The sequence below is a fragment of the Deltaproteobacteria bacterium genome (genome assembly GCA_026129095.1).
In the GTDB taxonomy this organism is placed as follows: domain Bacteria; phylum JAGRBM01; class JAGRBM01; order JAGRBM01; family JAHCIT01; genus JAHCIT01.
The window spans coordinates 17,017-41,140 of the sequence record JAHCIT010000013.1 but is presented as its reverse complement, the minus strand read 5'-3'; the positions used below and the strand labels follow the sequence as shown (position 1 = coordinate 41,140).

The following is a 24,124-nucleotide window of genomic DNA, read 5'->3' as shown; positions in this document are numbered from 1 at the left end:
ACTCGCCACGCCATGTTTGTGCCACTTCACCGCCAGCGCACCGTTCTCGTTCTGTTTTCGTTCATCGCCTGCATACCGGCCGTGATCGCGGCCCTGAGCCTCCGGCTGGAGTTGCGAACCGGGCGGATTTTCGAGCAGGGCGGAATCCGGATCACGGGTACGGTTGTCCACTCCCTGCAACGGGAAGTCCGGGGTGAGCGGGCGACCTATGTCAGCTTCGAATGGGCAGCAGATGGCAAGACCTGGCAGGGAGACGCCCGTATCGTAAGTCCTGACGGCTCAAGACCCCAGACGGGCGACGGGATCGCGCTTCTGGCCGATCCCGCCGATCCTTCATTCGCCGTTCCGGAAGCAGCACATCTGGCGCCCGGACGAGTCACCTTCATGAGCGTAATGACCACCCTGCTCTGCCTGCCGCCGGTCTTTCTATGGCTGTTGCTGGCGGCGTCATTCAGAGACGCCCCTCATCAGCCGGGCAGGTCAGTTCGCGGTTGATCCTGCGGCCACCAGTTCGGATTCCATCCCGCTATCGTCGCCATCCAGATCGGCCGAGAAACCATAGCGCCGCATCTTGCGGTACATGGTGACACGGCCAATGCCGAGCTCGCGGGCCGCACGGGTAATGTTCCCGCGGGCGAGCCGCAGCGCGTTCTTGAAAATCTCCTCTTCGTAAGTGTCATAGGAGTATATTTTGTTGAACGCAAAGATCTCACGGGAGCCGGACTGGGTTGTATTTTCCGCAGGCCCCCTGGCCGCCGAAACGGTGGCCATGCCACCCTCGACAAGTCCGTGGAAATGGGCCGGGAGATCCCCCAGTTCGATCACCGGGCTGTTGGCCATGATGCAGGCCCTGGCGAGCACATTCTCCAGTTCCCGGATATTGCCGGGCCATGGATAGCTGCGGAGCGCTTCCATTACGATGGGAGAAATCCCTTCACGGGCCGAATACGGATTCGCCCGGGAATGCTTGCGGAGAATGAGCTGAACGAGGTCAGGCAGATCCACCAGCCGCTCACGCAGCGGCGGCAGTGCAATCGGGAACATGGCCAGCCGGTAGTAGAGGTCTTCACGGAACCGGCCTGCCTTGCATTCTGCCTCCAGGTTCTTGTGCGTGGCAGAGATGATCCGCACTTCAACCTTGACCGGCTTCGACGCACCGACCGGGTGGACCTCCTTTTCCTGGATGGCCCGCAGGATCTTCACCTGCATGCTGAGCGGCATCTCGCCGATTTCGTCGAGGAACAGCGTGCCGCCGTTTGCCTCCTGGAACCGCCCTGTGTGGCGGGCTACCGCCCCCGTGAAGGCGCCCTTTTCGTGGCCGAACAGTTCGCTCTCAAGCAGGTTCTCGGGGATCGCGCCACAGTTGACCGCGACAAACGGCCCCGAAGCGCGGTCACCGCCAAAATGGATCGCCCGGGCGATCACTTCCTTGCCGGTGCCGGACTCGCCGTGAATGAAAACATTGACCGAACTGGCGGCCACACGCTGCACCAGCCGCATCACCTCTCCCATGGCCGGGCTGCTGGCAATGAGCGATTTCGTCTCGAACCGGTCGCGCACCGTATCGCGGAGGGTATGGAGTTCCGACGACATCCGGCGATGCTCGACGGCGTTCTTGACGGTGATACGGAGCTTCTCGATCGAGTACGGCTTGGGCAGGAAGTCATAGGCACCGAGACGGAGAGCCTCGATGGCCATCGACATGGTGCCATGCGCGGTCATGACAATGACCTGCGTTTCGCCATCAAGACTGCGGATCCGGGAGATCAGGTCCAGTCCCGAGCCATCAGGCAGCCGAACGTCCACCAGCGCCACGTCGAACCGCTTGTCCGCGAGATGGGCAGCGGCTTCGGCAATCGACCCGGCGGACACCAGGTAATACCCCTGCTCGACAATCTGGCGCTCCAGAAGTCGGCGCTGCGCCGGGTCGTCCTCCACGACCAGAATGGATGCAATCCCGGCCCGGGTTTCTTCACTCTTGATGCCCTTTTGCTGTGTGTGGCCCATGTCCAATTTGACTCCCTGTGGTCTTTAGTAACCTGCGATGAGCCGATTTCAGCCGCCAAAACGATTCAAATAGATACTATTATGCTTCGGTTTTTCCTGTTTTGCATCATAATGAATCGTTTTGGTGCCGTCTCTACTCATCTGAATACAAGTAAAGCAGGGACTGTGCCATGAAGGCACAATCAGGGGTCAGGCGATCAACATATTGATATTATTAGATATTACTTTGCTATTTGCAGAAAATCTGAGGCCCGGCGGCAGGCTAACCGGGTTGCATCGTATCTAAACGATACAGAACTATCGCTGGACACCCGGGTAAAGGCCGCCCGCACCAGGCGAGCGTCCGCTTCAGACACCAGCCCGGCGGCAATCATTCCCGGTGCGGCCGACAATAAGAGGGCTTGAAGATAGACTGCCCATTTCCGGCGTTCGCCGGGATCCCGCCGGGTATCGATCATCCGTAGTGCTTCAGAACGGACATCAACAGCACCGGCGGCCTTTGCGAACCCTTCCAGTTTGGGGCCGATAAACGGGTCGCCACCTCCCTGCTGCTGGTAACGGTTGAACGCATCCCACCAGGCGGCAATCTCTGGCACCGGCGGATCGAATCTGAGGGATTCGTTGGATACTTCAGTCAATACGAGCTCGCCGCCAGGTTTCAGAACCCGGAGCGCCTCGACGATCACCCTGCCCGGCTCCGGAACATGCTCCAGAAGCCAGATCGTCACCACGCGGCCAAACCGGCCGTCCCCGAACGGCAGGCGGGCGGCGTCAGCCTCCACCAGATTGACCTGTCCGGCGGCAATTTCCGGCGCGAGATAGCGGCGGGCCCGCTCCAGGTGCCCCGCAGCGCGGTCCACACCCCATAGCTCAAGGCGGGGCCACTTGCGGTGCATCAGCTTCAGCTCCGCACCCACAGCACACCCCAGTTCCAGCAGCGGCCCGCCTGCGGAATAGTCCAGGCCGCCGAACACAAATGGCGCCAGCAACCCGGCCTGCTCGATAAGCCGCGTCTCCTCGCTGTCCGAATAGCCGTGAATGTAGCCAGGGATCTCAGCTGTCATGCAGGAGAGAGGGTTCCTTCGCCGGGCGTACCAAATCAACTGCCCACGGTGCTCCGGGTCGTGTAGACTCGCCGCCGATGTCAGACCCCATTTCCTGTGAAGCGGTCTTTTTCGACCTGTTCGATACCCTGATCCACATCGATTACGAGGGTTTCCCCCGTGTCACGTTTGCGGGCCAGGAACGTCCTTCCACTGCCGGACGGCTCCGTGATTTTCTCGCCGGGAAAGGGTACGATATCCCTCTGGACCGGTTCCTGAACGAGCTGATCGCCGTTTACCTGGACATCCAGAAGGAAAAGGCCGCTGAGCACCGGGAGATTGCGGCCACCACGCGGCACGAGCGGCTGCTCGCCCGGCTCGGCATCAATGCCGGTCCGGAACTGGCCGGTGAAATGACCGAACTGCACATGGGATATCTCGTCAGGCACGCCCGGCCCGCCGAACGCGCCACCGAACTGCTGGAGGCCTATGCCGCGAAAGTACCGGTGGCGCTCATCTCCAACTTTGATCATACGAGCGCGGGGCACGCGATCCTGGAAAAATTTGGCTGGACTGCCCGCTTCAAAAGCATCGTGATCTCGGACGCGCTGGGACTCTGCAAGCCCCGCCGGGAACTGTATGACTTGGCTGTGCGCGAAACCGGTGTCCCGCACGAAAAGGCTGTCATGGTCGGCGACACGCATCTGGCCGACGTAAAGGGACCGAAAGATCTCGGGCTCCGTGCCATCTGGATCAACCTGAAGAACCTCGAACTCGCACCTGAACAGGTCCAGCCGGACCAAACGATCCGGGCCCTGAAAGAGCTGCCGGACGTGCTGAAAGTGTAACGACCCTTATCCGGCGATGACCGCTGGCCGCTCGATCCTGGGCGGTGAGGCAAGAAGCGCCTGCACCTTCGGGAACAGTTCCCGTAAAGCAGGGCCCGCCATATGGGCTTTCACCGCATCGGCATCGACATAAGCCTCGTAGAAAATATATGTCCGTTCACCGCTCTTGTGGAGACGGTACAGCAGGCAGCCGGGCTCCTTGTGGGTGGCGGCAACCAGTTCCCTGCCGAGGGCCTCGAACTCACCGGTCTTGTCCGGCTTGATTTCAAATGTGGCGAGAATGACTTCCATACCGTTTACGCCAATGCTCGCCGGAAAAGTGCCTTGACCTTCTCCCACGCGTCCCTGGCCGCAGCCTCCTGATAGGTGCCCCGCTGGTCGCAGAAGAAGCCATGGTCGGCACCATCGTAGACCTTGACCTCATGATTCACGCCGGCAGCCTTCAGGGCGTCTCCGATCTTCTTCACCTGGTCGGCGGGGATATAGGCATCCTTGGCGCCGAACAGGCACAGGACTTCACCCTTGATGTTCTTCGTCCGCTCGAACGTCGGTGAGCCGCCACCCGGCGAACCAACAGCAATACCGCCGCCGTAGAAACTCGCGGCGGCATCAATCCCGAGGTCACAGGCTGCGATATAGGTAACATGACCGCCGAAGCAGAATCCCATGCAGCCGGTCTTCTTCTCCTTCGAGGCCGCATATCCTTCGAGGAACGTCTTGGCCGCACCAAGATCAGCGCGAATTTCATCCAGCTTTGCCTTGGCCATGAGCTCAAGGCCCTTTCCGAAATCGGCCTGCTCATATCCCAGTTCCAGCTTGGGGGCAGTGCGGTGAAACATCTCCGGAGCGAGTGCCACATATCCCTCGGCCGCAACGCGCTCGGCGACACTGCGGATATGGGAGTTAACTCCGAAAATCTCCTGTATGACGATCACACCGGGATATGGCCCGCCGGATTTGGGCTGCGCCAGATAAGAACGCATCTTCTGCCCGCCCACATCGATCTCGATCCATTCGGTCCTGATATCCATGCCTGCAATACCTCCGCACGCAGTGAATTTGTCCCATCGGTTTTCACCGATCCGGACCGATGCGTCAACCCTTAAACAGGGAGGAATGCCAGGTCACTCCTCCGGCGGCGGGACAGTCACCAGCTTGATGGGACGTATCTCGCCAAGCTGGCCGGCGAACTCGGCAGGATCGGCGGTGGGCCTCAGGCAACTGTTATCGGCACAAACGTAGGCAACTGGCGCACCGGCTATCGGGTCCTTCCCCTGGGCGAGCTTCACCGGCGCCGCGCCACCAGTATTCAGAACCACCACCCGGTTGGGAACATAAGCGGAGTACAACGTCTCAATCAGGAAGCCTGTTCGCGGGTCGTCCGGGGTGCCGGCGATCACCACCTCTTTCGTCTCGTCATGATGGAAGTCGTACGCCTGGATCAGCGCCGCGAAATAGGCCGGATACCGCGCCGCCAGTCCGCCGAACCCCTCGAACATCCGCTCGGCCTGCCTGAGCCGGTTGACATCGAAGGTCAGGTGATAGATCCGGAGCAGGTTGAGCGCACTCACGCCATTGGGGCTCGGCACCGCCTCGTCCTCCGCCTGCCGGGTACGGACCAGCACGGTCGGGTCGGAACCATCGGTATAGAAATATCCCGCATGTGCCGTATCCCAGAATCTCTCGTCCTGAAGCGCCTGGAGTTCCAGAACAAGCGGGTACAGATCCGGATCGGATTCGGCCAGTTGCAGCACCCCATCAACCAGATAGGCGTAGTCATCGAGAGTCCCGGCAACAGCCGCTTCGCCGTCACGCCAGCGCCGCATCAACCTGCCCGGCTGATAAAGGTGCCTGCGGACAAAGGCGAGCGCCTTCCGGGCGGCATCAAGGTAGCGCGGCTCACTGAGCGCCTGGCCGGCCTTGGCCATGGCAGCGATCATGAGACCATTCCACGAAGTGAGAATCTTGTCGTCCAGCAGAGGCCGGATGCGTTTCACACGGGCTGCGAACAGTTTTTTCAGGGCCGAATCGAGCCTGCCTGTCCGGCGCGCCAGGAAATCCTCCGGCCGGCGGAGCATCAGGTTCGTCTTGCCCTCAAAGTTGCCGTGGGGGCTGATCTCGAAATGCCTCACCAGTTCGGCGTATTCGTCCGCCGTGAGGAGGGACCGGAACTCCTCATCGCTCCAGACATAGAATTTGCCTTCGTGCCCTTCGGAGTCGGCATCCTCGGCCGAATAGAACCCGCCTTCCGGGTGGGTCATGTCCCGCAGGACGTAGTCGAGGATTTCGCGTACTACCTGGGCGAATATGGGATTTTTCGTGTACTGGAACGCCTCCGTATAGATAACGGCGAGCCCGGCATTGTCATAGAGCATCTTTTCGAAATGGGGGATTTCCCATCGCTCATCCACCGAATAACGGGCAAAACCGCCTCCAACATGGTCATAAATGCCACCTGCAGCCATCCGGAGCAGCGTGTGAGTCACCATCTGGAGCACGCGCTCGTCGCCGCTGCGACGTGCGATCCGCAGGAGCAGCCGCAATTGCGCAGGACGGGGGAATTTTGGCGCACCGCCGAACCCGCCCCATTTGGGATCGAACTGCTGGGCGCTCTGTGCGGTAGCCGCCGCAAAAACTTTCCCGTCCAGTTCCCCGGCCTGCCGCCTCGTTTCGGCCATCTGCGTCAGCATCTGGTGAATCTGCTTGCCGCTGTCGGCGATCTTCTCCCGTTCGTGTTTCCACGAACGGCTGATCTGCGACAGGATGCTGAGAAATGCCTGCCTGGGGAAATAGGTTCCGCCCCAGAAGGGTTTCAGGTCCGGCGCAAGAAAGACCGACATCGGCCAGCCCCCGCGGCCGGTAATCGCCTGCACAGCGGACATGTAAATCTGGTCAATGTCGGGCCGCTCTTCCCGGTCCACCTTGATGCAAACAAAGTCCCGGCGGAGAGCCTCGGCCACCTCCTCGTCCTCGAACGACTCCCGCTCCATCACATGGCACCAGTGGCAGGTGGCATAACCGACCGACAGGAAAACCGGCTTGTCCTCGGCCGCCGCCTTGCGGATCGCCTCTTCCCCCCAGGGGTACCAGTCCACGGGGTTGTGGGCGTGCTGAAGCAGATACGGGCTTTTCTCGCCCGCAAGACGGTTGGTGAACTTGTGCTGGCTCACGTGAGACATTCCTTGCCGGTGTGAGGAAACCGGGCCGCCGAAAGCACGGGCAGACATTGCGGTTCCTTGTTCACAGACCGGCGGGCAAGGTAGCGTCTCCCTTCTGGAAATGGCGAACTCCGGCGAAAAATATCAGGGCGTCCCCGGGGCGCGTCCGGATACAGTCCAGCGCCCCTGGCTGTACATTCTGCTGCTGCCAGTCGCAGGCGGCCTGCTGCTCCCGGCCGGCCTGGCGCCCATGCATTTTCCGGCCGGAACCCTGGCGGCAGCAGCGCTCCCGATGCTGGCCGTCCGTCGCCTTGGGCTTGTCCAATCGGCCATCGCATCACTCATTTATGGAACCGTCTCGGCACTTGCGACCGCGTCCTGGGTCTACACCGCGGTCCACGACCATTACCGTATGGGCGTACTGGCAAGTGCTGGATTCACGGTCTTTATCGTGGGTGTCGGCAATGGTTTTTTCGAAGGACTCCCGGTGTTTCTCTGGAGACTGCTTGCAGGGGCCTCCACAGGCCCTTCGCCATCGCCAAAATCCGTTCCTCGCTACATCGTCCGGCCGCTCCTGGCGGGATCGGTGGCATTCCTGACTGATATCTTCCGCACGACCGGCCCGCTCAGCATGCCGTGGGGACTCATCGGTGCCGGACTGGGCAGCTCGGACCTTTTGGCCCAGTCAGTTGACCTGTTCGGTGTACGGGGCCACTCATTCGTCGCCGCCCTCACCGGCGGGTTCCTTTATGAGGCCGTTGAGCGGTATCTCCACGCCCGCCCGGTCCCGCTAGCCGGTTACCTGCGCCATTCTCCTCCGCTTCGCTGGGCCGGAGGAGTCCTCGCCGTCCTGCTCCTCTATGGCGCAGTTCGCTCGCTATGGGTCGAGGCCGCCCTGAAGGAAACGCGCAGAACCGGCACTCCGCTCCGCATCGCCGCCATTCAGGCAAACATCCGGCAGGGTGAACGCTGGCAACCCGAACTGGTCCCGCAGAACATGAACCGCCATCTGGCACTTTCCGAGCAGGCGGCGTCCGAATCAAAGCCAGATGTCATCATCTGGCCGGAAACGGCGATGAACACCTATGTCACCGACAGCGGCAACGAATGGGGCCGTCGCCTGTATGCCCTCGCGTTCTCGTCAGGCGCGCATCTGCTCCTCGGCGGTCCCCACGCCGATTTCAGCGGACCCGGTGGCGGCCCCCGTTACTTCAACTCGATTTTCCAGGTGGACCCTAGAACCGGCTTTACTGCCCGTTACGACAAGAACCAGCTTCTCCTGTTCGCCGAGTTCAACCCATTGACAGGAAACCCGCTGTTTCCCCGTGCGGAAGCCGTGCCCGACGATTACACCCCGGGCGGACAGGCCACCCTGTTCAGAATCGGAAGGTTCACCCTGGGACCGGTGATCTGTTTCGAGGCGCTCTACCCCGCACTGGTCCGGAATCTCGTACGCTCGGGCGCACAGGTCATTCTTAATGTCTCCAACGATGCCTGGTTCGGCGAAACCCGGGCGGCGGCCCAGCATATGGAGCAGAGCCGGCTCCGGGCGATCGAGCACCGGAAGTATCTCGTCCGCAATGCCGGAACCGGCATCAGCGCCATCGTTGATCCGTTGGGGCGATATGCAGGAACACCGCTACCCATATTCACGGAAGGGATACTGTCTGGTGAGGTTTACGCCGCGGACATTCCGAGTCTCTATACGGCGGCCGGAGACTGGCCGCTGACGCTGATTTCGCTGCTGATTGCCGGTACAGGACTGGCGGGCAGGCTCAGGAAACAGGGTTGAAACCCATCGCCGGATCAGATTGTCCCCCGGCTGGAAACAGCTATGATATTCATACTGGCTAGCACAACGATCAAGGGCAGCAAAAAAACCGGCGTCCTGTCCCGTTCCGTCTGGTCAGTGAAAAGGACCACCAATTGATCCGGCGGGCTTTCACGCAACTGTTCGTTTGGTACGGCGTCTATTCGGTCATCGGCGTTGGCCTGGCTGCCAGCATCCTGATGGCGCTGACAGAACTTAACCCGGACCTGATTTTTGACCCGGTACCGCTCACGCAGTTTTTCGCGGTTTTTGTGGGCCTGATGGCTGCGCATATCCTCACGGCCAGACAGTGGACCAAGCCGGTCCTGGACTATGAAAACGATGAAGATGCCCAGAGCCACGACCTGACTCCCGAGCAGGCCCGGAAGTTCATCGAGTGTCTCAACCGGATGGTCATTCATTCGACCATCTGGGTCATCTGCGTCTGGCCGCTGGGCGGCATGATGAGCGCCGCCATCTACGGATTCCGGGAGGAGTTCGTTGTCGGCTGGATCGAGAAAACGATGATTGTTTTCGTCGCCACCGCCGTCGGCGTCATGATTTCGATATACCAGCGGGCGCTCGCCGAGGCCAAGCTCGAACCAGCATTCCAGTATTTCCGGATCAAGGGCGGCCTGCCGCTCGATGACGCTGTTTTCCGGCCACGGATCCGCCAGATGCGGTGGCTGATCGGCTGGCCTGTAGCCTGGCTGCTGGTGATCCTGTGCGGCTTTGGAATCCTGTTCGGGTTCGCCCAAGGCGAGAAAACTGTGCGGTTCACCATGGAACGGCTAGCCGTCTACCGGCTGGCCGCCTGGCACCAGCAGCTGGAGGCCGCCGGTGAGGATCCCGCCGGAGTCGATGAAATCGTGCAGATCATGGATACCCAGATGGCGGTCTTCAAACCCTCGCCCAACGGCGCCGCCCTGTGGCTTGACCGGAACGGGAGTCTCGTCGGCGAAAGCCAGAGCCTGGAACGCCAGCTTGCGCAGACGCCGCTCACGGAAACGGAACTGCGCTGGATCGCCGACGCCGGGCTGACCCGCAAAGACACCCTCCGCACGGCAGAGATAGACGTGATGGATGCCTTGCAGGCTGACTCCACAACGCGGCAGGACGTCAGCTACCGCCGGATGCTGAGCCGAAAGCTGGACCTTTGGGTCTGGATTCCGCTGACGGGCGGCGGAGCAGTGGCCATGGTATTCCCGCGGCGGGATATCCAGCAGGATCTGACCACCGTGTTCCTGGTGGCCGCCCTGTTCCTCACAACCGGAGTTCTCCTGTGGCGGATCGCCGTCTTTTCGGCCGAAGGGATCACACAGCCGCTCATGCGGCTTCTCTCATCACTGGCGGGTATCGCCGAGGGTGACCTGTCAAAACCGGTAAATGTGGCGGCATACAACGAGGTGGGCCGCGTGAGCCGGGCAGTGCAGCTCATGCGCGACGGACTTCGCTCGCTCGTCGGCCGCATCAGCCAGTCGAGCGCGCAGCTTGGCGAGATTTCCAGCAGGGTCAGCCGTTCTTCCGGCGAGGTGCATCACTCCACCGAGGCCCAGGTCAAGGCCGTTGATGTGGCGTCGGTTTCCATTGAGCAGATCGGCCGGAGCTTGAATGAGGTTTCCCGCACGGTTGGCGGACTTTCAGAAGAGGCGCGTACTGCCATCGATGAAGTCCGGGAGGTTTCCCAAGGGAGTGCCGCAGTGGAGAAATCGGTGGACTCCCTGTCGGCACGAATCGAGGAAACCAATTCGTCGATTTTCGAGGTGGCCGCATCCATCCGTTCGGTCGTGGACAATATCGATACCCTGTCGATGACCGCGAACGATACTGCCTCCAGTATCCGGGAAATGGAGCAGTCGATTGTCAGCGTGCGTGATCTCGCCAATGACTCGGTCGATACTGCTTCCCGGGTGCTCCACGATGCCGAACTCGGTGCCCGTGCCGTGCAGGAAAACCTTCAGACAATGGAGGCCATCCGTGATACTTCGCTTCAGGCCACCACTACCATGCAGCAGCTCAGCCAGAGCCTGAGCGAAATCCGGGAGATCGTTCAGGTCATCCAGGACGTTGCCACCAAAACGAACCTGCTGTCGCTCAATGCGGCCATCATCGCTGCCCAGGCAGGCGAGGAAGGAGCCGGGTTCTCGGTCGTCGCCGGCCAGATCAAGCAGCTTGCCGGGCGCACCCAGCGGAGCGCCCGCGATATCGGCGAGCGCATTCAGGCAATCCTCAAGGAAGCGGCCAGTGCGGTCCAGCTCGTTCTGGAAGGCGACCAGCAGATAGAGCACGGCGTCACCGTCTCGGCCGAAGTCCGCGCCGCACTTGAACAGATCCAGTACTCCACCGTCGAGATCACCGAGCGTGTCAAACGGATCGCGCAGGCCACCGGAGAACAGTCGCAGAGTGCGGCGGATATTACCCGTTCCATCAGCCGCACCGTAGAGATGGTGGACAGCATCGCCCGGGCCACGGACGAACAGAAGCGCGGCGCGGACCAGATCACCAAGGCATCAGAGGCGATGCAGGCGACCGCCAACGAGGTGCGCGGTACCGTGCTGGAGCAGAAACGGCTCACGGAACGGATCTCCGAGCGGATCCAGCGGATCGCGGGCCTTGTGGAGAGCATCGACCGCGCTGCCCGCGAGCAGGGCGCAGGGGCCAAGGAAATAAGCTGGGCCGCGACCTCGATCAGCGAATCGAGCCGGAACAACCTGGACCGGGTGCTGGAACTGAATGAGGCGATCAGGCTGCTGGCCGCCGAGGCCCAGACACTGTCGACAACTGTCCAGAACTTCAAGGTGTAGGCCGGTCTACACCAGTCCCTTGTCCACCAGACTTTTCAGATCGTCGAACAGGGCGCGTGCGCCCTGATGACGTTCCTCCTTGTTCTTCGACATCGCCTTCTGAATCACCGCATCCAGGGCCGGAGAAACTTTCGGGTTGAATGACGAAGCAGCCGGCGGCGGTGTGTGCATGTGGTGATAGGCCACGTCGCCATCCTTGAACGGTACGCGGCCGGTGAGCAGTTCGAACAGCGTGACTCCGGTCGAATAGATATCCGTCCGGTAGTCTACCCCTTCACCAAGCGTCTGTTCAGGGCTCATATAGTAGGGTGTTCCGGCGACGATCGTCTGCTGCGCCTGGACTTCACTCACCACCTTGGCGAGCCCGAAGTCCATGATCTTCACCTGCTTGTCCTTCGTCCACATGATATTGGCCGGCTTGATATCCCGGTGGATGACCCGGCGGCCGTGGGCATATTCCAGTGCCCGGCAGATCTGTCCGGCCACCAGCAGGGCCGCCTTCACCGGGAAAAGCTTCTGCTGGTTCAGGACTTCGCGGAGTGTCTGCCCGTCAACGAACTCCATGGCGATGTAGTTGTCGCCTGCATCCTCGCCCATGTCATAGATCGTGACGATATTCGGGTGGTTCATGGCGGCGGCCGCCTTGGCTTCCCGGAAAAATGCTTCCAGAGCCTGCGGATGCGCCTTGAAATGCGGCGGCAACACCTTGAGGGCAGTTTCCCGGTCCAGCAGGGTGTCATGGGCCTTGTAGACGATACCCATGCCACCACGGCCCAGTTCCGATTCCACCCGGTAGCGCTTGGGCTTCGGTGGCGCTGCCGGAGCACCGAACATCGTCTCGGCATAGGCATCGCGGCCACGGCCACCGGTAGTTGTACGGCCGGATGACCCCTCCCCGATCTGGCGTTTGAGGCTCTGCAGCCGGGATTGAGTGTCCTTGTACAGGTAATCCCGAACCAGTATCCGCTCGAACAGTGCCGCTGCCGCCGTGAGGTTCCCTTCCCGTTCATGGCAGGCGGCCATCTGGTAGAATGCCTCGATATTGGATGCGGTCACTTCATCGTTACCGACGGCCAGCTGGTAACTCTTGATCGCCAGCGAGAACATTCCTTTTTCGCGGAATATGTCCCCAAGCATCGACTTTCCCTGCCGATAGTTGGTGTCGTCGGACTCAAGCTCCTGCAGCAACCGGATCGCCTCTTCCAGCCGCCCCCGGCGGATATACAGATCGGCTGCCTGGAATTTCCTGCCGGCCTGTTCGAGCATCTGGGTCGCCCGGGTGAGTTCCTTGGCCTTTACATACTCTTCGGCAGCCGCCTCCCATGCCTTGGCCTTTTCAAATGCTTGCGCCGCCCGCAGGGAATCGCCGCTTTGCCGGTGGAGATCAGCCGCACGGTCGAACTGGCCGCCCATCTCGTACATCCGTGCCGCGCTGGCCGGATCGTCGGACTCCTCGTAAAGTTGCCCGGCCCGCTCGAACTGGCCAGCCCGCTCATAATACCGGATCGCTTCACGCTTCTGTCCCTTGCTGAGAGCCAGATCACCGCGAAGCTCATCTGCCCGCGCCTTCTCGCCCGATTCGTCAAGCATGGCAGCCGCTTCCAGAAGCCGTCCGCTACGAACCAGGTAGTCCGCCGCCCGGGAGACCTGCCCACCCAGCTTGAGGATTTCGGCGGCGTCCGAATACAGGCCGGCCGATTCCAGGAATGCCACGCCGTCTTCTAGTTTCCCCGCCGCCGCCAGCATCCTGCCAGACATGCGTGCCAGCCCTATCACGGGCACTGACCGCTGAACGGCGGAATCGGTGTGAAAACGCTCCACTTCAGCCTCGTACGCTGACCTGAAGGCAGCCGCAGCACGTTCCGGCTCTCCGGCCTCGGCATAGGTCCAAGCCGCCATCCGGCTGAGCCCCAGTTTCTCCAGAAGCTGGGCCGCTTTTACGGACTGGCCGGCTGCGATGTAGACCCGTGCCTGCTCGGCGGGCTTGTGGGCGCGGTCAAAGCAGCGGGCGGCGTCATCCCATGCCTTGCCGTGACGGTACAGATCGCCAGCAAAGGACCACTCTTCAAGGTTTTCCCTCAGTTTTGCGGCACCGATCGGATCACCGGCACGGGCCAGCAGAACCGACGCCTCCGATATGTCGCTGGCAGCGAGATAGCACCGCACGGCTTCTTTCAGTTCACCGGCCCGAACGTATAACTCGCCGGCCTCACGGTGCTCTCCTCTCCGGGCTGCCTTGCGGGCAAGTCCGGTGAGCTTCTTTTTTTCCTTGGGGTCGATCACAACCGGTCCGGGTGCCGCCATGGTGTCAGCCTCCCTTTATCCGCACTGCAGCGGCATACCAGGCTGCCAGTGAAGACCAGACACCAAGCGAAACGCCGTTCACGACCAGTGACGCCAGAAAACTGGACACCGAGCCATCCCGCCCTTCGGCCACCCGGACCGCATGACGCACGCCGCTCCCGATCAATGATAAGACCAGAACCGTCGCCGCACCAGCCGGAATATACAGGCCACGAGACAGCAATATTCCCAGCATGGACGGATCGAACCGGGCGAGATACGCCAGTGCCAGAAACATCGCCGGTCCTGTGATCAGTCCCAGAAGGAGTGGCCACTGGTCGTATATGAAATCCGTCGCTGTCTCCGGCCGTAGTTTTTCACGTGCCGCCGGCCGGGCGGCAGTCTTGGCCGCCCGCGACCGTGACGACGGGGTGACCGGCAGATCTGCCGTCTCGTTTTCCGCTTCTGCAAGAGCCGGGTCCAGCGGCAGGTCACTCAGGACGCTTGCGAAACTCCCGCCCTGCGTCCGGACCTGGTCAGTCCGCGATCCCCTGAGATCAACAGCCTGCCAGCGGGCTGATGACAGGTTGGCACCCGTCAAGACCGCACCGGTAATCGCTGAATGAGCCAGCTTGGTACGGCTCCAGTCGCTGTATCTGAGATCAGCTCCTGCCAGCGCCACCTCGGTCAGCACCGATCCGGCCAGATCGAGGCCGGGCGCCTTAAGCCCCTCGGCCTGCATCCCCCGGATCCGGCAATTGTGCCAGCGGCTCCACGAGGCATTGGCGCCAGAAAACACCGCCGCTTCAGCCTCCATGCCGCTCAGGATCGCACCCGACAGCACGGCACCTGCGAAGCTCGCACCTCCTGCCTTCACGCGGTCCATCAGGGCCCCCTCGAAACAGGCCCGGTCGAACATCCCCGATGTCAGGTCCGCTCCGGCAAGGCGCGTCATGGCAAACGAGGCGGCATTCGCATCAACGCTCGCAAGCGAGGCGTCTTCCATCATTACCCGGTCAAACACCGAGCGGCGCATGGTCGAGTTGTCCAGCGTAACCTTCTGGAGGTCACACTCCTCAAACACGACATCATCAAGCCTCACCAGCTGAAACCGCGCCTGCGGTAGCTGGCACGATTCCCAGCGGCTCGAATCGAGACGGCATTCGGTGAACTGCATCGAGGACAGTTTCGCCAGTTCCCAGACAGTTTCCCTCAGATCCGTGGAGGCTATCACTGTCCCGCGGGCATCAACCGACTGGAACCGTGTCCGCCGGAACTGCCCGCCTTCGATACGGACACCATCCAGAACCGGCCGAGCAAGAACCCCTTCAACAAAAATCCACCGGGACAGGGAAGACTTCCGGAACTCGCACCCGCGAAAGACGCCCCGTGAGCAATCAACCTCCTCCATCCGTGCTTCCTGGAACGAACACTGGTCTGCGGTCAGTTCGTGTGCCGTGACGCCCTGCCAGAAGGACTTGTCGAAACGGCATCCCTTGAACTGGGCGTGGGTAATATTGATCTGGGCCAGTTCGGAAGCAGTCAGATCGCAGCTTCCAAAAACCGCACCCTGGGCCTCGGCACCGCGGAACCGGGCCGCCGTGAAATTGCAGTTCGAGAACTCGGTTCCGGCAAAGCTGGCTCCACCGAGTTCACAGCGTTCAAAATTCACATTCTCTATCCGGCCAGAAGGAAACCGGCAGCCAGCAAGCTGGGCGCCAGTGAAATCCTGTCCGCACAGGTCGGACGCTTCGGCCTGTCCTGCAATCAGCCTGTCTATCAGCCCTGAATCAGCCATATCCTGTCGTTACCGGCGTCTTTTCACGTTCCAATTCGAAACGGAAACCAGTGGGCACAAATCACGTAACTATATAAAACTTTTGCCTTTTTTATTGCACGAATCTGGCAGGCGGATCAAACTATTTCCGCGGGCCGGGGGGTCATTTGGCGCGGGAGGATAGTATTGGCCGGGGCGATATGCCATCCGGCAGGCAAGTGTTGGCACGCATGAACCGCCTTCAACTCCATCTTGGTCCTCGCCGGATCGGTGCTGCTGTGGCAGCCCTGTTTGTCGTATTTTCGCTCGCTGACAGCAGAACTTCGCTCGCCCAGACATCCGGCGGGGGCGGCACTATTATCCAGGATACTGCTTCATCCGCACGGTTTGTAAGCCGCAAGGAATTTGCCAGGTCTCTGGCGAAGAAACTCGGCTTCAACCTGCCGACCGGTGATGAGAGCAATTCGGTTGACCCGGTGGAGTTCATGAATGGTGGCGGAGAGATCCAGATCGACCCGGCCAACTACACAACCGCCGCACCCAACATCCGTGAAGGGACGGTCCTTGTAGGAAACAAACCGCAGAAAATCCTGCATGCGAGGGGAGCCGCCGCACCGGTCATCTACCAGTTCACTACGCTCCGAGCCGGTGAAGTGACGATTTCGGCCACCGTGCGAGGCGGCACCCAGGTCTGGGCTGTCAACAACGGCGCACCCGTTGCGGCCCGAGATGACGGCTCCGGCACTTCCACCCAGGCAGAGCCGCTGAAGCTCCCTGCCGGCACTCACCAGTTGCGGGTCACGCTGCCACCGGGAGGTTCCATCGGAGAGATCAGGGTTGATACTCCATGCATGGGGCCGGTGACTCCTGATTTCCAGGGGCCGCTGAATGAGCCCCTGACCTATGGAGAAAAAACCGTGGCGATGGTGCGGGCGCTGGGGCTGATGAAGGATCTCCCGGACGCGGGCAAGCCTCCTGAAGTCATTCCTGCTGCCGCCGCTGTAAGAAATCCCGATTCAGTAAGGCCTTCGGATGTATCCGACGAGCGTGGCCAGCCCCGGCAGGGCATATCCGTCAAGCGGCCGTTGCTGGGTACTGACGCCGGACGGACCGAATTCATCATCAATGCCCCGGATGCGGGCCTTTTTGAACTGCGCGCCACCATGAGCGGAAATGGCAAGACATCCTGGTCCGTGAACGGATGCCGGAGCGACGACGCCCAGGTCCGAACTCCGGACAACGCGCCCAAGCCATTTACTATTGGGGTTGTGGAACTGAAAAGGGGCGCAAACCGGGTCGTGCTACGGGCTGGCTCCTCCGTCAAGATCTTTGACCTGCAAATCGCCCGCAAGGATGAGAGCACATCCTCGTATTACCAGGTGGCGATGGCAGCAGGCCTCCAGGAAGGCGAACCGCTTGCCCCGGTAGACGAGGGCGGGCTTGCCTCCAACCTGCAGTCAGTGCTTTTCACCGACCGGATAGGGCAGCTCCGGATGCAGGAGCGCGAGGACCTGCTTGGCGGAAGCCCCGACTTTGCCATCCTGCCTGATCATCCGATCGACTGGGGCGATTTCCAGCTTGGCGATGAGGGGAACTTCGGTACCCCGGTGAGTCCCTATATCCCGGCCGGGGGGCTTCCGTGAGCTGATGCCGCCCCTGCCGCGACTGCCTGCCCACCTCCAGAATTTTCCCCGTGCCCGCTGGCTGACACTTTGTCTCGCCATCCTGCTGACGGGACAAGCGTTTCCGGCCCGCGCTTCCTTCGAGAACTCGTTCTGGCAGTTCACTCTTGGCGTCGATGGCTACTATTCGACCAATGTGAACTATGCCGCCGGAAACGCCGCAAACAGCACCCTGTATGCTGTTTACAGGCCGCGGTTCTCGATCCGGCCGCAGGCCGCATTTGGCGAATTCTCGATGGATGCGGGGATTGCCGCCTATACATTCGCCGACAGTGGACTGGCCGACAAGATTTTGCCCGATGCAGGAGTGAATCTCGCCTTCCGGCTGGGCCGGCGAATGCGTCTCTCGCTATCCGACCGGTTTTACGCCCAGCCCATCGAGTTCTCCCGGCCGGCCGAAACCCCGGCGAATCTCACCAGCGTGAACCGCGCCGGTGTGAACCTGCACTACGATGCGCCACTGGCTGGCCGGAACCGCCTCACCCTCGGCATGGGCTATGAAGCCGTCACGCTGATCGACCTGCCCAATGACTCCTACAACTACCGTGCTTCGGCCTCCTTCGAGCGGCGGCTGAGTCCCAAAACCCGGATCTCGCTGACGCAGGGCTTCAGTCAGACACGGTTCTACGACGGCTTCATAGCTGGCACCCCTGTCGTGCCGCTCTATACCCTGACCACCCTGACCACCACCGCGACGGTAAACTACCGGACCGGTCCGAGGCTCGAAACGCATATGGGAGCGGGAGTGTCGTTTGCGCGTATCGCCTCCAGAACGCTGACCAATCCGGCGGCCAATGGTGGAATCATCTGGACGCCAAACAACAGGCTGAAGATGGCGGCCGATCTCTCGTATGCCGAGCGGATGGACTCCCGGGGCACCGCCGTCAGGCTCCTGTCCGTCAACGGAAAGGCCGGATACCAGCTAACCCGGAAAATCGGATGGGGCGGTTCGGCAACCTATTCGCGGGCTTCTCTCCTCGTGCTTCCCACGGGGGCGGGCGGGAATCCGGACTCGGCATTCTTTTCGATTACAACCGGGCTTTCGTACCCGATACGCAAGGAACTGAGTGCAAGTGCGGGGTACACCTATTTTAAGGGGCTGGAGGCCAACCGCTTCAGCGGGCATGTAGCCACGACCGGGTTAAAGCTGACCCTCTAGAAGCCCCCTCTATCAACTGGAAATCATCGTAAGTCTGATATGTTATACTTCCGACAGATCATGAACCGGAAGATCATCATATTGGCACTGGCCATGGTGTTCGGCAGCGCGGGATTGTTTGCGGACCGGGCCCATGCAGCTGATGCCGGAGAGTCCTACCGGATCGGTCCGCAAGACCGGCTCCAGATCACTGTCTGGAGGGAAGCTGACCTCACTGGCGAGTTTGAAGTCTCGTCGCAGGGCGTTCTTCAATTCCCGCTACTCGGGCAGATCAAGGCCGCTGGACGAACCACCCAGTCGCTGGATGATGAAATCACACGGAAGCTTGCCGAAAGCTACCTCGTCGACCCGATAGTCACGGTTTCTGTCGCCAGCTACCGGAGCCAGAAGGTCTACGTGTTCGGGTCGGTCAAGAGGCCCGGCCTGTTCTTCCTGGATGAGGATCCAAGCATTCTGAAAGTGCTGCTGGAGGCCGGCGGACCGGAAGCCGGGGGCACCCTGACCGGTGATGTGGTCCGGCTGGGCGACTCTCCGGAGCGGGAAGGCGGTACGCCGGTTGAAATCCGCCGCGTGGATCTGTCGGCTCTGTTTACCCGCGGCGACCTGTCCCAGAATCTCAGGCTCCGCAGCGGAGACATCGTTTTCGTCCGTACCGCACGGGATGGGGGACGGGGGACCGCAAATGTTGTGTACATCACCGGCGCCATACAGCGGCCAGGTGCCTATGAGTGGAACGAAGACACCACCGTCCTGAACGTCGTCCTCCAGGCAGGCGGCACCACCGAATACGCATCGGCCAACCGGAGCCGCGTTATCCGGGGACAAGGCCCGGAGCGCGAGATATTCATGGTACGGGTGGCTGATATCCTGAAAGGCGACAAGGACAAGAACCTGAAACTGCTTCCCGGCGACCTGATTACCGTGCCAGAAAGCTTTTTCTAGGCGGGACCAACGAACTTGAACCTGAACGTTGAAAGACTGTCCCATCACGAAGTCGTCCGGTTTCTCCGCAAACGCGGCTGGATTGCCGCGACGGTCGCCGGCCTGGTGACAGTTACAGCCGCTGCCGTCACGCTCCGCGAGCCCCGGGTCTACCAGGCCGAGGCACGTGTCTCCCTCCAGCCGGAAGCGGTCAGCAAAATGCTCCCGCGCCAGCTGGTTTCGTTCGAGGCCTACTACATCACCAATATGAAGTTCGACACGGAGATGGAGATTCTCCGCTCGAAGCCGATGGCCGAGCGGGTGACCCGTGCCATGGGTATCACCCCCGAGGCCGATGGCGAGGCCGTGTTTGCCGACTGGGTGCGCAGAACGATGTCATCCATCGAGATCCGCCGCCATGAGAACACCCGGATCATACGTGTCATAGCACGCGACACGAGTCCCGATCGCGCAATGCGGATAGCCAACACCTACGCGGAACAGTACATCTCCCGCACGATCGAGGAACAGATTGAAAGCTTCACCAGATCACACACGTGGCTGAAAGAGCAGATCATCGAGCTGGAACAGCGGGTCCAGGAGTCGGAACTCGCGGTGATCGACTACATCAAGGAGCATGGCGTAGACTTGGTCGAAATCGCCGCCGAGACGCAGATGCCATCGCAGGTCCAGACAGGAACCGTTCAGGGGCAGTTCGCCACCGGAATGGAAGGCGATGTCCTGCAGAGCCTGCGCTCGCAACTGATCGCCCGGGAGGCCGAAAAAACTGAACTGTCCGCACGATATCTCCCCGCCCACCCGAGAATGCGGGGGCTCGACGAGCAGATCGCCTCGCTGCGCAGCCGGATTGCCCGTCAGGAAGAAGCCCTGAAACGTTCACGCAAGGCATCACGGGAACAGGCGATCGAGGTACGTGAAAAGGCGATCCAGTATGACCTTTTGCGCCGGACTGCCGATACAAACAAGGCGCTTTACAACGCCCTGATCCAGAAGCTGAAGGAAATCGACATCACCGGCAATATCGCCGAGACCGACATCCGCATCGTCGAAAAGGCGGAACGGCCGGTAACGCCAATCCGTCCAACCCCGCGGCGGACCATCTCACTGGCCGCACTGATCGGCATCGCCCTGGGGATCCTTTCCGCACTGCTGATTGAGCTGATGGACCCCCGCATCAAGAGCCTCGACGAGTTCAAGGATCTGTTCGATGTACCGATTCTGGGGACCATCCCGGTCATCTCCGAGAATGATGGTGATGATCCCGGCAGCGTTTTGCCTGCGGCCCTGGTATCCAGGCTCCGGCCGGCGTCCATTCCGGCTGAGGCCTACCGGACCCTTCGCACCAATGTGAAGTTTTCGCATTCGATTGAGAGTGGCCGTTCGCTGCTGCTCACCAGTTGTTCTCCCCGTGAGGGCAAGACGACGACCGCGATCAATCTGGCCGTTGCCACTGCCCTCGCCGGCAAGCGGGTACTGCTGATCGACGCGGACCTGAGGAACCCGAACATCCACCGGGAACTGGGCCTGAACGCGAAGATGGGATTCACGCACTACCTGGCTGGTGACATCGACGACTACCACGAGGCAGTGGTTCCTACCTGGCTGGAGAAACTGGACATCATGACCTGCGGGGTCATCACGCCCAATCCCTCGGAACTGCTGGAATCCGGCCGCCTGAAGGAACTGATCGCCGCGGCAGTTTCGGAGTATGACCAGGTGATTATCGATGCGTCGCCGGTACTGCCTGTGGCTGATGCGGCGATTCTCGCCACCGCCGTTCAGGGGGTCATCATGGTGTTCGACGCTTCGAGCATAAACCGGGGCGACGTCGGCCGTGCCCTCGACCAGATCCGGAAGACCGGCACCAAGGTCTACGGGGTTGTGATGAACCGGTTCACAGATCTCAAGCACCACCAGTACTATTACTACACCTATCCAGCTTCCAGCCGGGCCCAGTAGGAGCAGCCCCGGGTGAAGCAGCTGGCGATCCTGAGGGAACTGGCCGCCGGTTCCGGTTTTGCCGTTCTGGTTCTTTATGCCGGCGGAATCACTCCGCTGGGCCGGTTTATTCTTGAGATCACCGCTTTCGTGCTCGCCGTGACAGTGATCGCCGAGTGGATCCGCACCGGACATACCGCCGTACCAGGCTGGAAGGCCGTTATGGCCGTCGGGCTGTTTGTTCTGTACCTGTTCGTCCGTGCTCTGGTCCCTGAACCCAGTGCCGAGGCACTGGAGGAAGCCCTTTACTGGCTGACCGGTCTTGCCCTGTATATCGCGCTGGTCCACCACTACCGGGACCGGCAGGTGCTTGAGCGATCCATCGTGCTGATGGCGGCCATCGCACTCCTTGCCGCCGGGATCGGACTGGTCGTCCGGTTTCCGGGAGAAGGCGCACCGGCATCAGGCCCCGGATTGTGGCAGCTCTCCGGTACATTCGTGAACCGGAACCATTTCGCCTTGCTCCTGCTGTCGCTCATCCCTGTTACCTACTACGCCGGAGTGGCCTTCCGGTCGGCGGCAAGTTCCGCCGGCAGGCTATGGGAGCGGCCCGGTTTCCTGTTCCTGCTCGCCTCTTCCCTGCTCATGGCCTTCTTTCTGACCGGCAGCCTGGGCGGTTTCATGGCCATGTGTGTGGCCGGTGTAACGGTAGGGCTCGACTTCATCCTCCATCGGACTTCGAGTTCGGCCCGCCGGATCGTGGAGGTAATCGCCGGTATTGCACTCATACTGATGCTGACTGCGGTCTGGTTCGGCAGCGATTCATTCACCATGCGGCTGGCCCGCGCAGCCACCATACAGGAGCCGTCCGCTCTCGAACGGATAGAGATGTGGAAATCGGCGCTTGGCATGCTGGCGGACCATCCCGTAACGGGGATCGGCCCCGGCCAGTTCGCCGCCTGGTTTCCATCCCACCGCCCCGCAGGCATTCTCTACCGGGTTGATCACGTTCATAACGACCTGCTGCAGATCGTGACCGAGACGGGAATCGTGGGGGCCTTGCTGCTCGTGCTGACTTCGGCCCTGTTCTTTCTCCACGTCTTTTCCGCACGGAACGAAATCAGAAGCATTTACGACCGGGCGATGGTCCGGGGCGGAACGGTCGCCATTGTGGCCGTATTCGTCCATTCGCTCGTGGATTTCGGGCTCCGCATCCCGGCAAATGCATTCGCCGCCATCGCGGTACTGGCGTGCATCATGGCCTCGGCCTCGCACCGGCAGAGCGACGAGGCCGAACGGCTGAGGGCCCACGGATGGAAACGGTTCGCACTGGCCACCGTGCCAGTCCTGGGTCTCCTGCTGTTTGGCTACCTGTCCGTTACCCGGCTGCTCGCCGCCACCCATGAGCGCCGTGCCCGTACGCTCATGGGCAACCCGGAAGAAGCAATCGGTTATCTGGACCTGGCAGTACGCATCGGTCCGCTGCCCTTTGCCCGGCGCGAGGCACTCCGCGCCGGGCTGCTGGAGAAGATGATCCCTGCCTCCGCCGGAGATACCGAAATCACTGGCCGCCAAACGGCCATCAGGGAAATCATCGGAGCTTACGACCTTGCGCTCACCCTTGATCCACGGTCAGCAACCTACCGCCGCCAGCGCGCGCGCTGGAAGGCAGAGGCGGGGCTCCCCGACGCCGCCAGGGCGGATCTCGTAGAGGCGGTTGAGCTTTCACCACATGACTGGCGCCCGCTTTATGCCCTCGCCCTTTTCGACTGGCGGCAGGGCAATTTCGGCGATGCCCTGCTCAGCTTCGGACTGCTGCTCAAGGAACGTCCTGAACTGACAGGAAGCGTACTGCCCGTGATTGCCGGAGATCCCCTGAAGGACAGGGAGCGGCTCCTCCGGCTGTATCCGGTAATCCGCCAGACATTCCCGCAAACGGCCCGGTTTCAAACGGTATTTGGAGACCTGCTGCGCCGTTTCAATGTTCCCGGACAGGCCCGGGAGCAATATGAACTGGCCAGCATTGCCGAGCCCGAGAACCCCCATCACCTGATCCGGCTGGCAGAAACACTGAAAAGCCTTGGCGACTACAACGGCGCCATTCACCGGCTCGATGCCTTTCACCAGCATTCGCCCGGAACGCCAGAAACATATGAGTTGCGCGGCGACCTTTCCCGGTTGAATCAGGAGGTTGCCGATGCAGTCTCCGCCTACCGCAAGGCACTGGAACTGGAACCGGACCGGCATCAGACCTGGCAGAAACTCTACAACGCCTATGTCGAGTTCCAGGCGGACCCCGGCGTGGCATTCTGGCAGGAACTGACTGCCCGGTTTCCGGACCGGCCGCCATACCGTTACTCTTACGCGCAGGCACTTGCCCGGAGCCTCTCGACCATCGGCGACGCCATCCGCGAGATGCGGATAGTGGCAAGCCGCGAACCGGCGAACTGGACCTACGCCGACTATCTGGCCAGTCTGCACATCCGCCGGCGGCTGCATGAGGAGGCCCGGCGTGTCTGGACCGACTATGCGGTGAATGTCCCCGGTGATCCCCGGCCTTACGAAGCCATCGCCCGGATGTACGATTCACTGAAACTGAAGGACCGGGCCGATGAGGCCCGTGCGCTTGCCGAACAAACCCGCCAGCGGAGCCGCAAGCCCTGACAGCAAGGC

16 protein-coding genes are annotated in these 24,124 nt (G+C 61.3%); 9 read left to right on the top strand and 7 right to left on the bottom strand.

Annotation, left to right across the window (positions count from 1 at the left end; genetic code table 11):
* Window positions 1-12 precede the first annotated feature (12 nt).
* A complete protein-coding gene (locus KIT79_15020) occupies window positions 13-495 on the top strand; it encodes a hypothetical protein (protein MCW5830617.1) in 483 nt (160 codons plus the stop codon).
* Here the strand turns inward: KIT79_15020 and KIT79_15015 are convergent.
* Both KIT79_15015 and KIT79_15010 read right to left on the bottom strand, forming a co-directional pair.
* Window positions 481-2,007 carry a sigma-54-dependent Fis family transcriptional regulator gene (locus tag KIT79_15015; GenBank protein ID MCW5830616.1) on the bottom strand — a complete coding sequence of 509 codons (1,527 nt, stop codon included), beginning with the start codon at window positions 2,005-2,007 and terminating at the stop codon, window positions 481-483. The two genes, KIT79_15020 and KIT79_15015, sit on opposite strands and share 15 nt — an antisense overlap.
* Window positions 2,008-2,228: 221 nt before the next feature.
* The gene (locus KIT79_15010) at window positions 2,229-3,071 is read right to left on the bottom strand and encodes a methyltransferase domain-containing protein (protein MCW5830615.1); all 843 of its coding nucleotides are present in this window, start codon (window positions 3,069-3,071) and stop codon (window positions 2,229-2,231) included.
* Between the two features lie 77 nt (window positions 3,072-3,148).
* Between KIT79_15010 and KIT79_15005 the strand changes: the two genes are divergently transcribed.
* Entirely contained in the window at window positions 3,149-3,898 is a 750-nt protein-coding gene (locus KIT79_15005) for an HAD family hydrolase (protein MCW5830614.1), read from the top strand.
* 6 nt (window positions 3,899-3,904) lie between these two features.
* Here the strand turns inward: KIT79_15005 and KIT79_15000 are convergent, their stop codons facing one another.
* The 3 genes from KIT79_15000 to KIT79_14990 form a co-directional block, all read right to left on the bottom strand.
* The gene (locus KIT79_15000; protein MCW5830613.1) at window positions 3,905-4,189 is read right to left on the bottom strand and encodes an antibiotic biosynthesis monooxygenase; all 285 of its coding nucleotides are present in this window, start codon (window positions 4,187-4,189) and stop codon (window positions 3,905-3,907) included.
* Window positions 4,190-4,194: 5 nt separating this feature from the next.
* Window positions 4,195-4,929 (bottom strand): dienelactone hydrolase family protein, encoded by a 735-nt coding sequence (locus tag KIT79_14995; GenBank protein ID MCW5830612.1) that lies wholly within the window; start codon window positions 4,927-4,929, stop codon window positions 4,195-4,197.
* Between the two features lie 93 nt (window positions 4,930-5,022).
* On the bottom strand, window positions 5,023-7,068 hold the full coding sequence (locus KIT79_14990; GenBank protein MCW5830611.1) for a thioredoxin domain-containing protein: 2,046 nt from the start codon (window positions 7,066-7,068) through the stop codon (window positions 5,023-5,025).
* Window positions 7,069-7,177: 109 nt separating this feature from the next.
* Here KIT79_14990 and lnt point away from each other — a divergent pair, with 109 nt between their 5' ends.
* Together lnt and KIT79_14980 are read left to right on the top strand one after the other, a co-directional pair.
* Complete coding sequence (gene lnt, locus KIT79_14985; GenBank protein ID MCW5830610.1) at window positions 7,178-8,848, top strand: apolipoprotein N-acyltransferase; 1,671 nt, start codon at window positions 7,178-7,180, stop codon at window positions 8,846-8,848.
* 134 nt (window positions 8,849-8,982) lie between these two features.
* The gene (locus tag KIT79_14980) at window positions 8,983-11,670 is read left to right on the top strand and encodes a methyl-accepting chemotaxis protein (GenBank protein ID MCW5830609.1); all 2,688 of its coding nucleotides are present in this window, start codon (window positions 8,983-8,985) and stop codon (window positions 11,668-11,670) included.
* Window positions 11,671-11,676: 6 nt separating this feature from the next.
* On the opposite strand, the gene KIT79_14975 is transcribed toward KIT79_14980, so the two are convergent.
* A complete protein-coding gene (locus tag KIT79_14975) occupies window positions 11,677-13,974 on the bottom strand; it encodes a protein kinase (protein ID MCW5830608.1) in 2,298 nt (765 codons plus the stop codon).
* 4 nt (window positions 13,975-13,978) lie between these two features.
* The gene (locus KIT79_14970; GenBank protein MCW5830607.1) at window positions 13,979-15,751 is read right to left on the bottom strand and encodes a pentapeptide repeat-containing protein; all 1,773 of its coding nucleotides are present in this window, start codon (window positions 15,749-15,751) and stop codon (window positions 13,979-13,981) included.
* Window positions 15,752-15,960: 209 nt separating this feature from the next.
* Between KIT79_14970 and KIT79_14965 the strand changes: the two genes are divergently transcribed.
* From KIT79_14965 to KIT79_14945, 5 genes are read left to right on the top strand one after another with little or no spacing between them, the layout of a single operon-like run.
* Window positions 15,961-17,373 carry a hypothetical protein gene (locus KIT79_14965; protein ID MCW5830606.1) on the top strand — a complete coding sequence of 471 codons (1,413 nt, stop codon included), beginning with the start codon at window positions 15,961-15,963 and terminating at the stop codon, window positions 17,371-17,373.
* A gap of 4 nt (window positions 17,374-17,377) precedes the next feature.
* Window positions 17,378-18,571, top strand: coding sequence for a hypothetical protein (locus KIT79_14960; protein ID MCW5830605.1), 1,194 nt, complete (start codon window positions 17,378-17,380; stop codon window positions 18,569-18,571).
* A 39-nt stretch (window positions 18,572-18,610) separates the two neighbouring features.
* Entirely contained in the window at window positions 18,611-19,513 is a 903-nt protein-coding gene (locus KIT79_14955; protein ID MCW5830604.1) for a polysaccharide biosynthesis/export family protein, read from the top strand.
* Window positions 19,514-19,528: 15 nt separating this feature from the next.
* The gene (locus KIT79_14950) at window positions 19,529-21,472 is read left to right on the top strand and encodes a polysaccharide biosynthesis tyrosine autokinase (protein MCW5830603.1); all 1,944 of its coding nucleotides are present in this window, start codon (window positions 19,529-19,531) and stop codon (window positions 21,470-21,472) included.
* 12 nt (window positions 21,473-21,484) lie between these two features.
* A complete protein-coding gene (locus KIT79_14945) occupies window positions 21,485-24,115 on the top strand; it encodes an O-antigen ligase family protein (protein ID MCW5830602.1) in 2,631 nt (876 codons plus the stop codon).
* Window positions 24,116-24,124 lie beyond the last annotated feature (9 nt).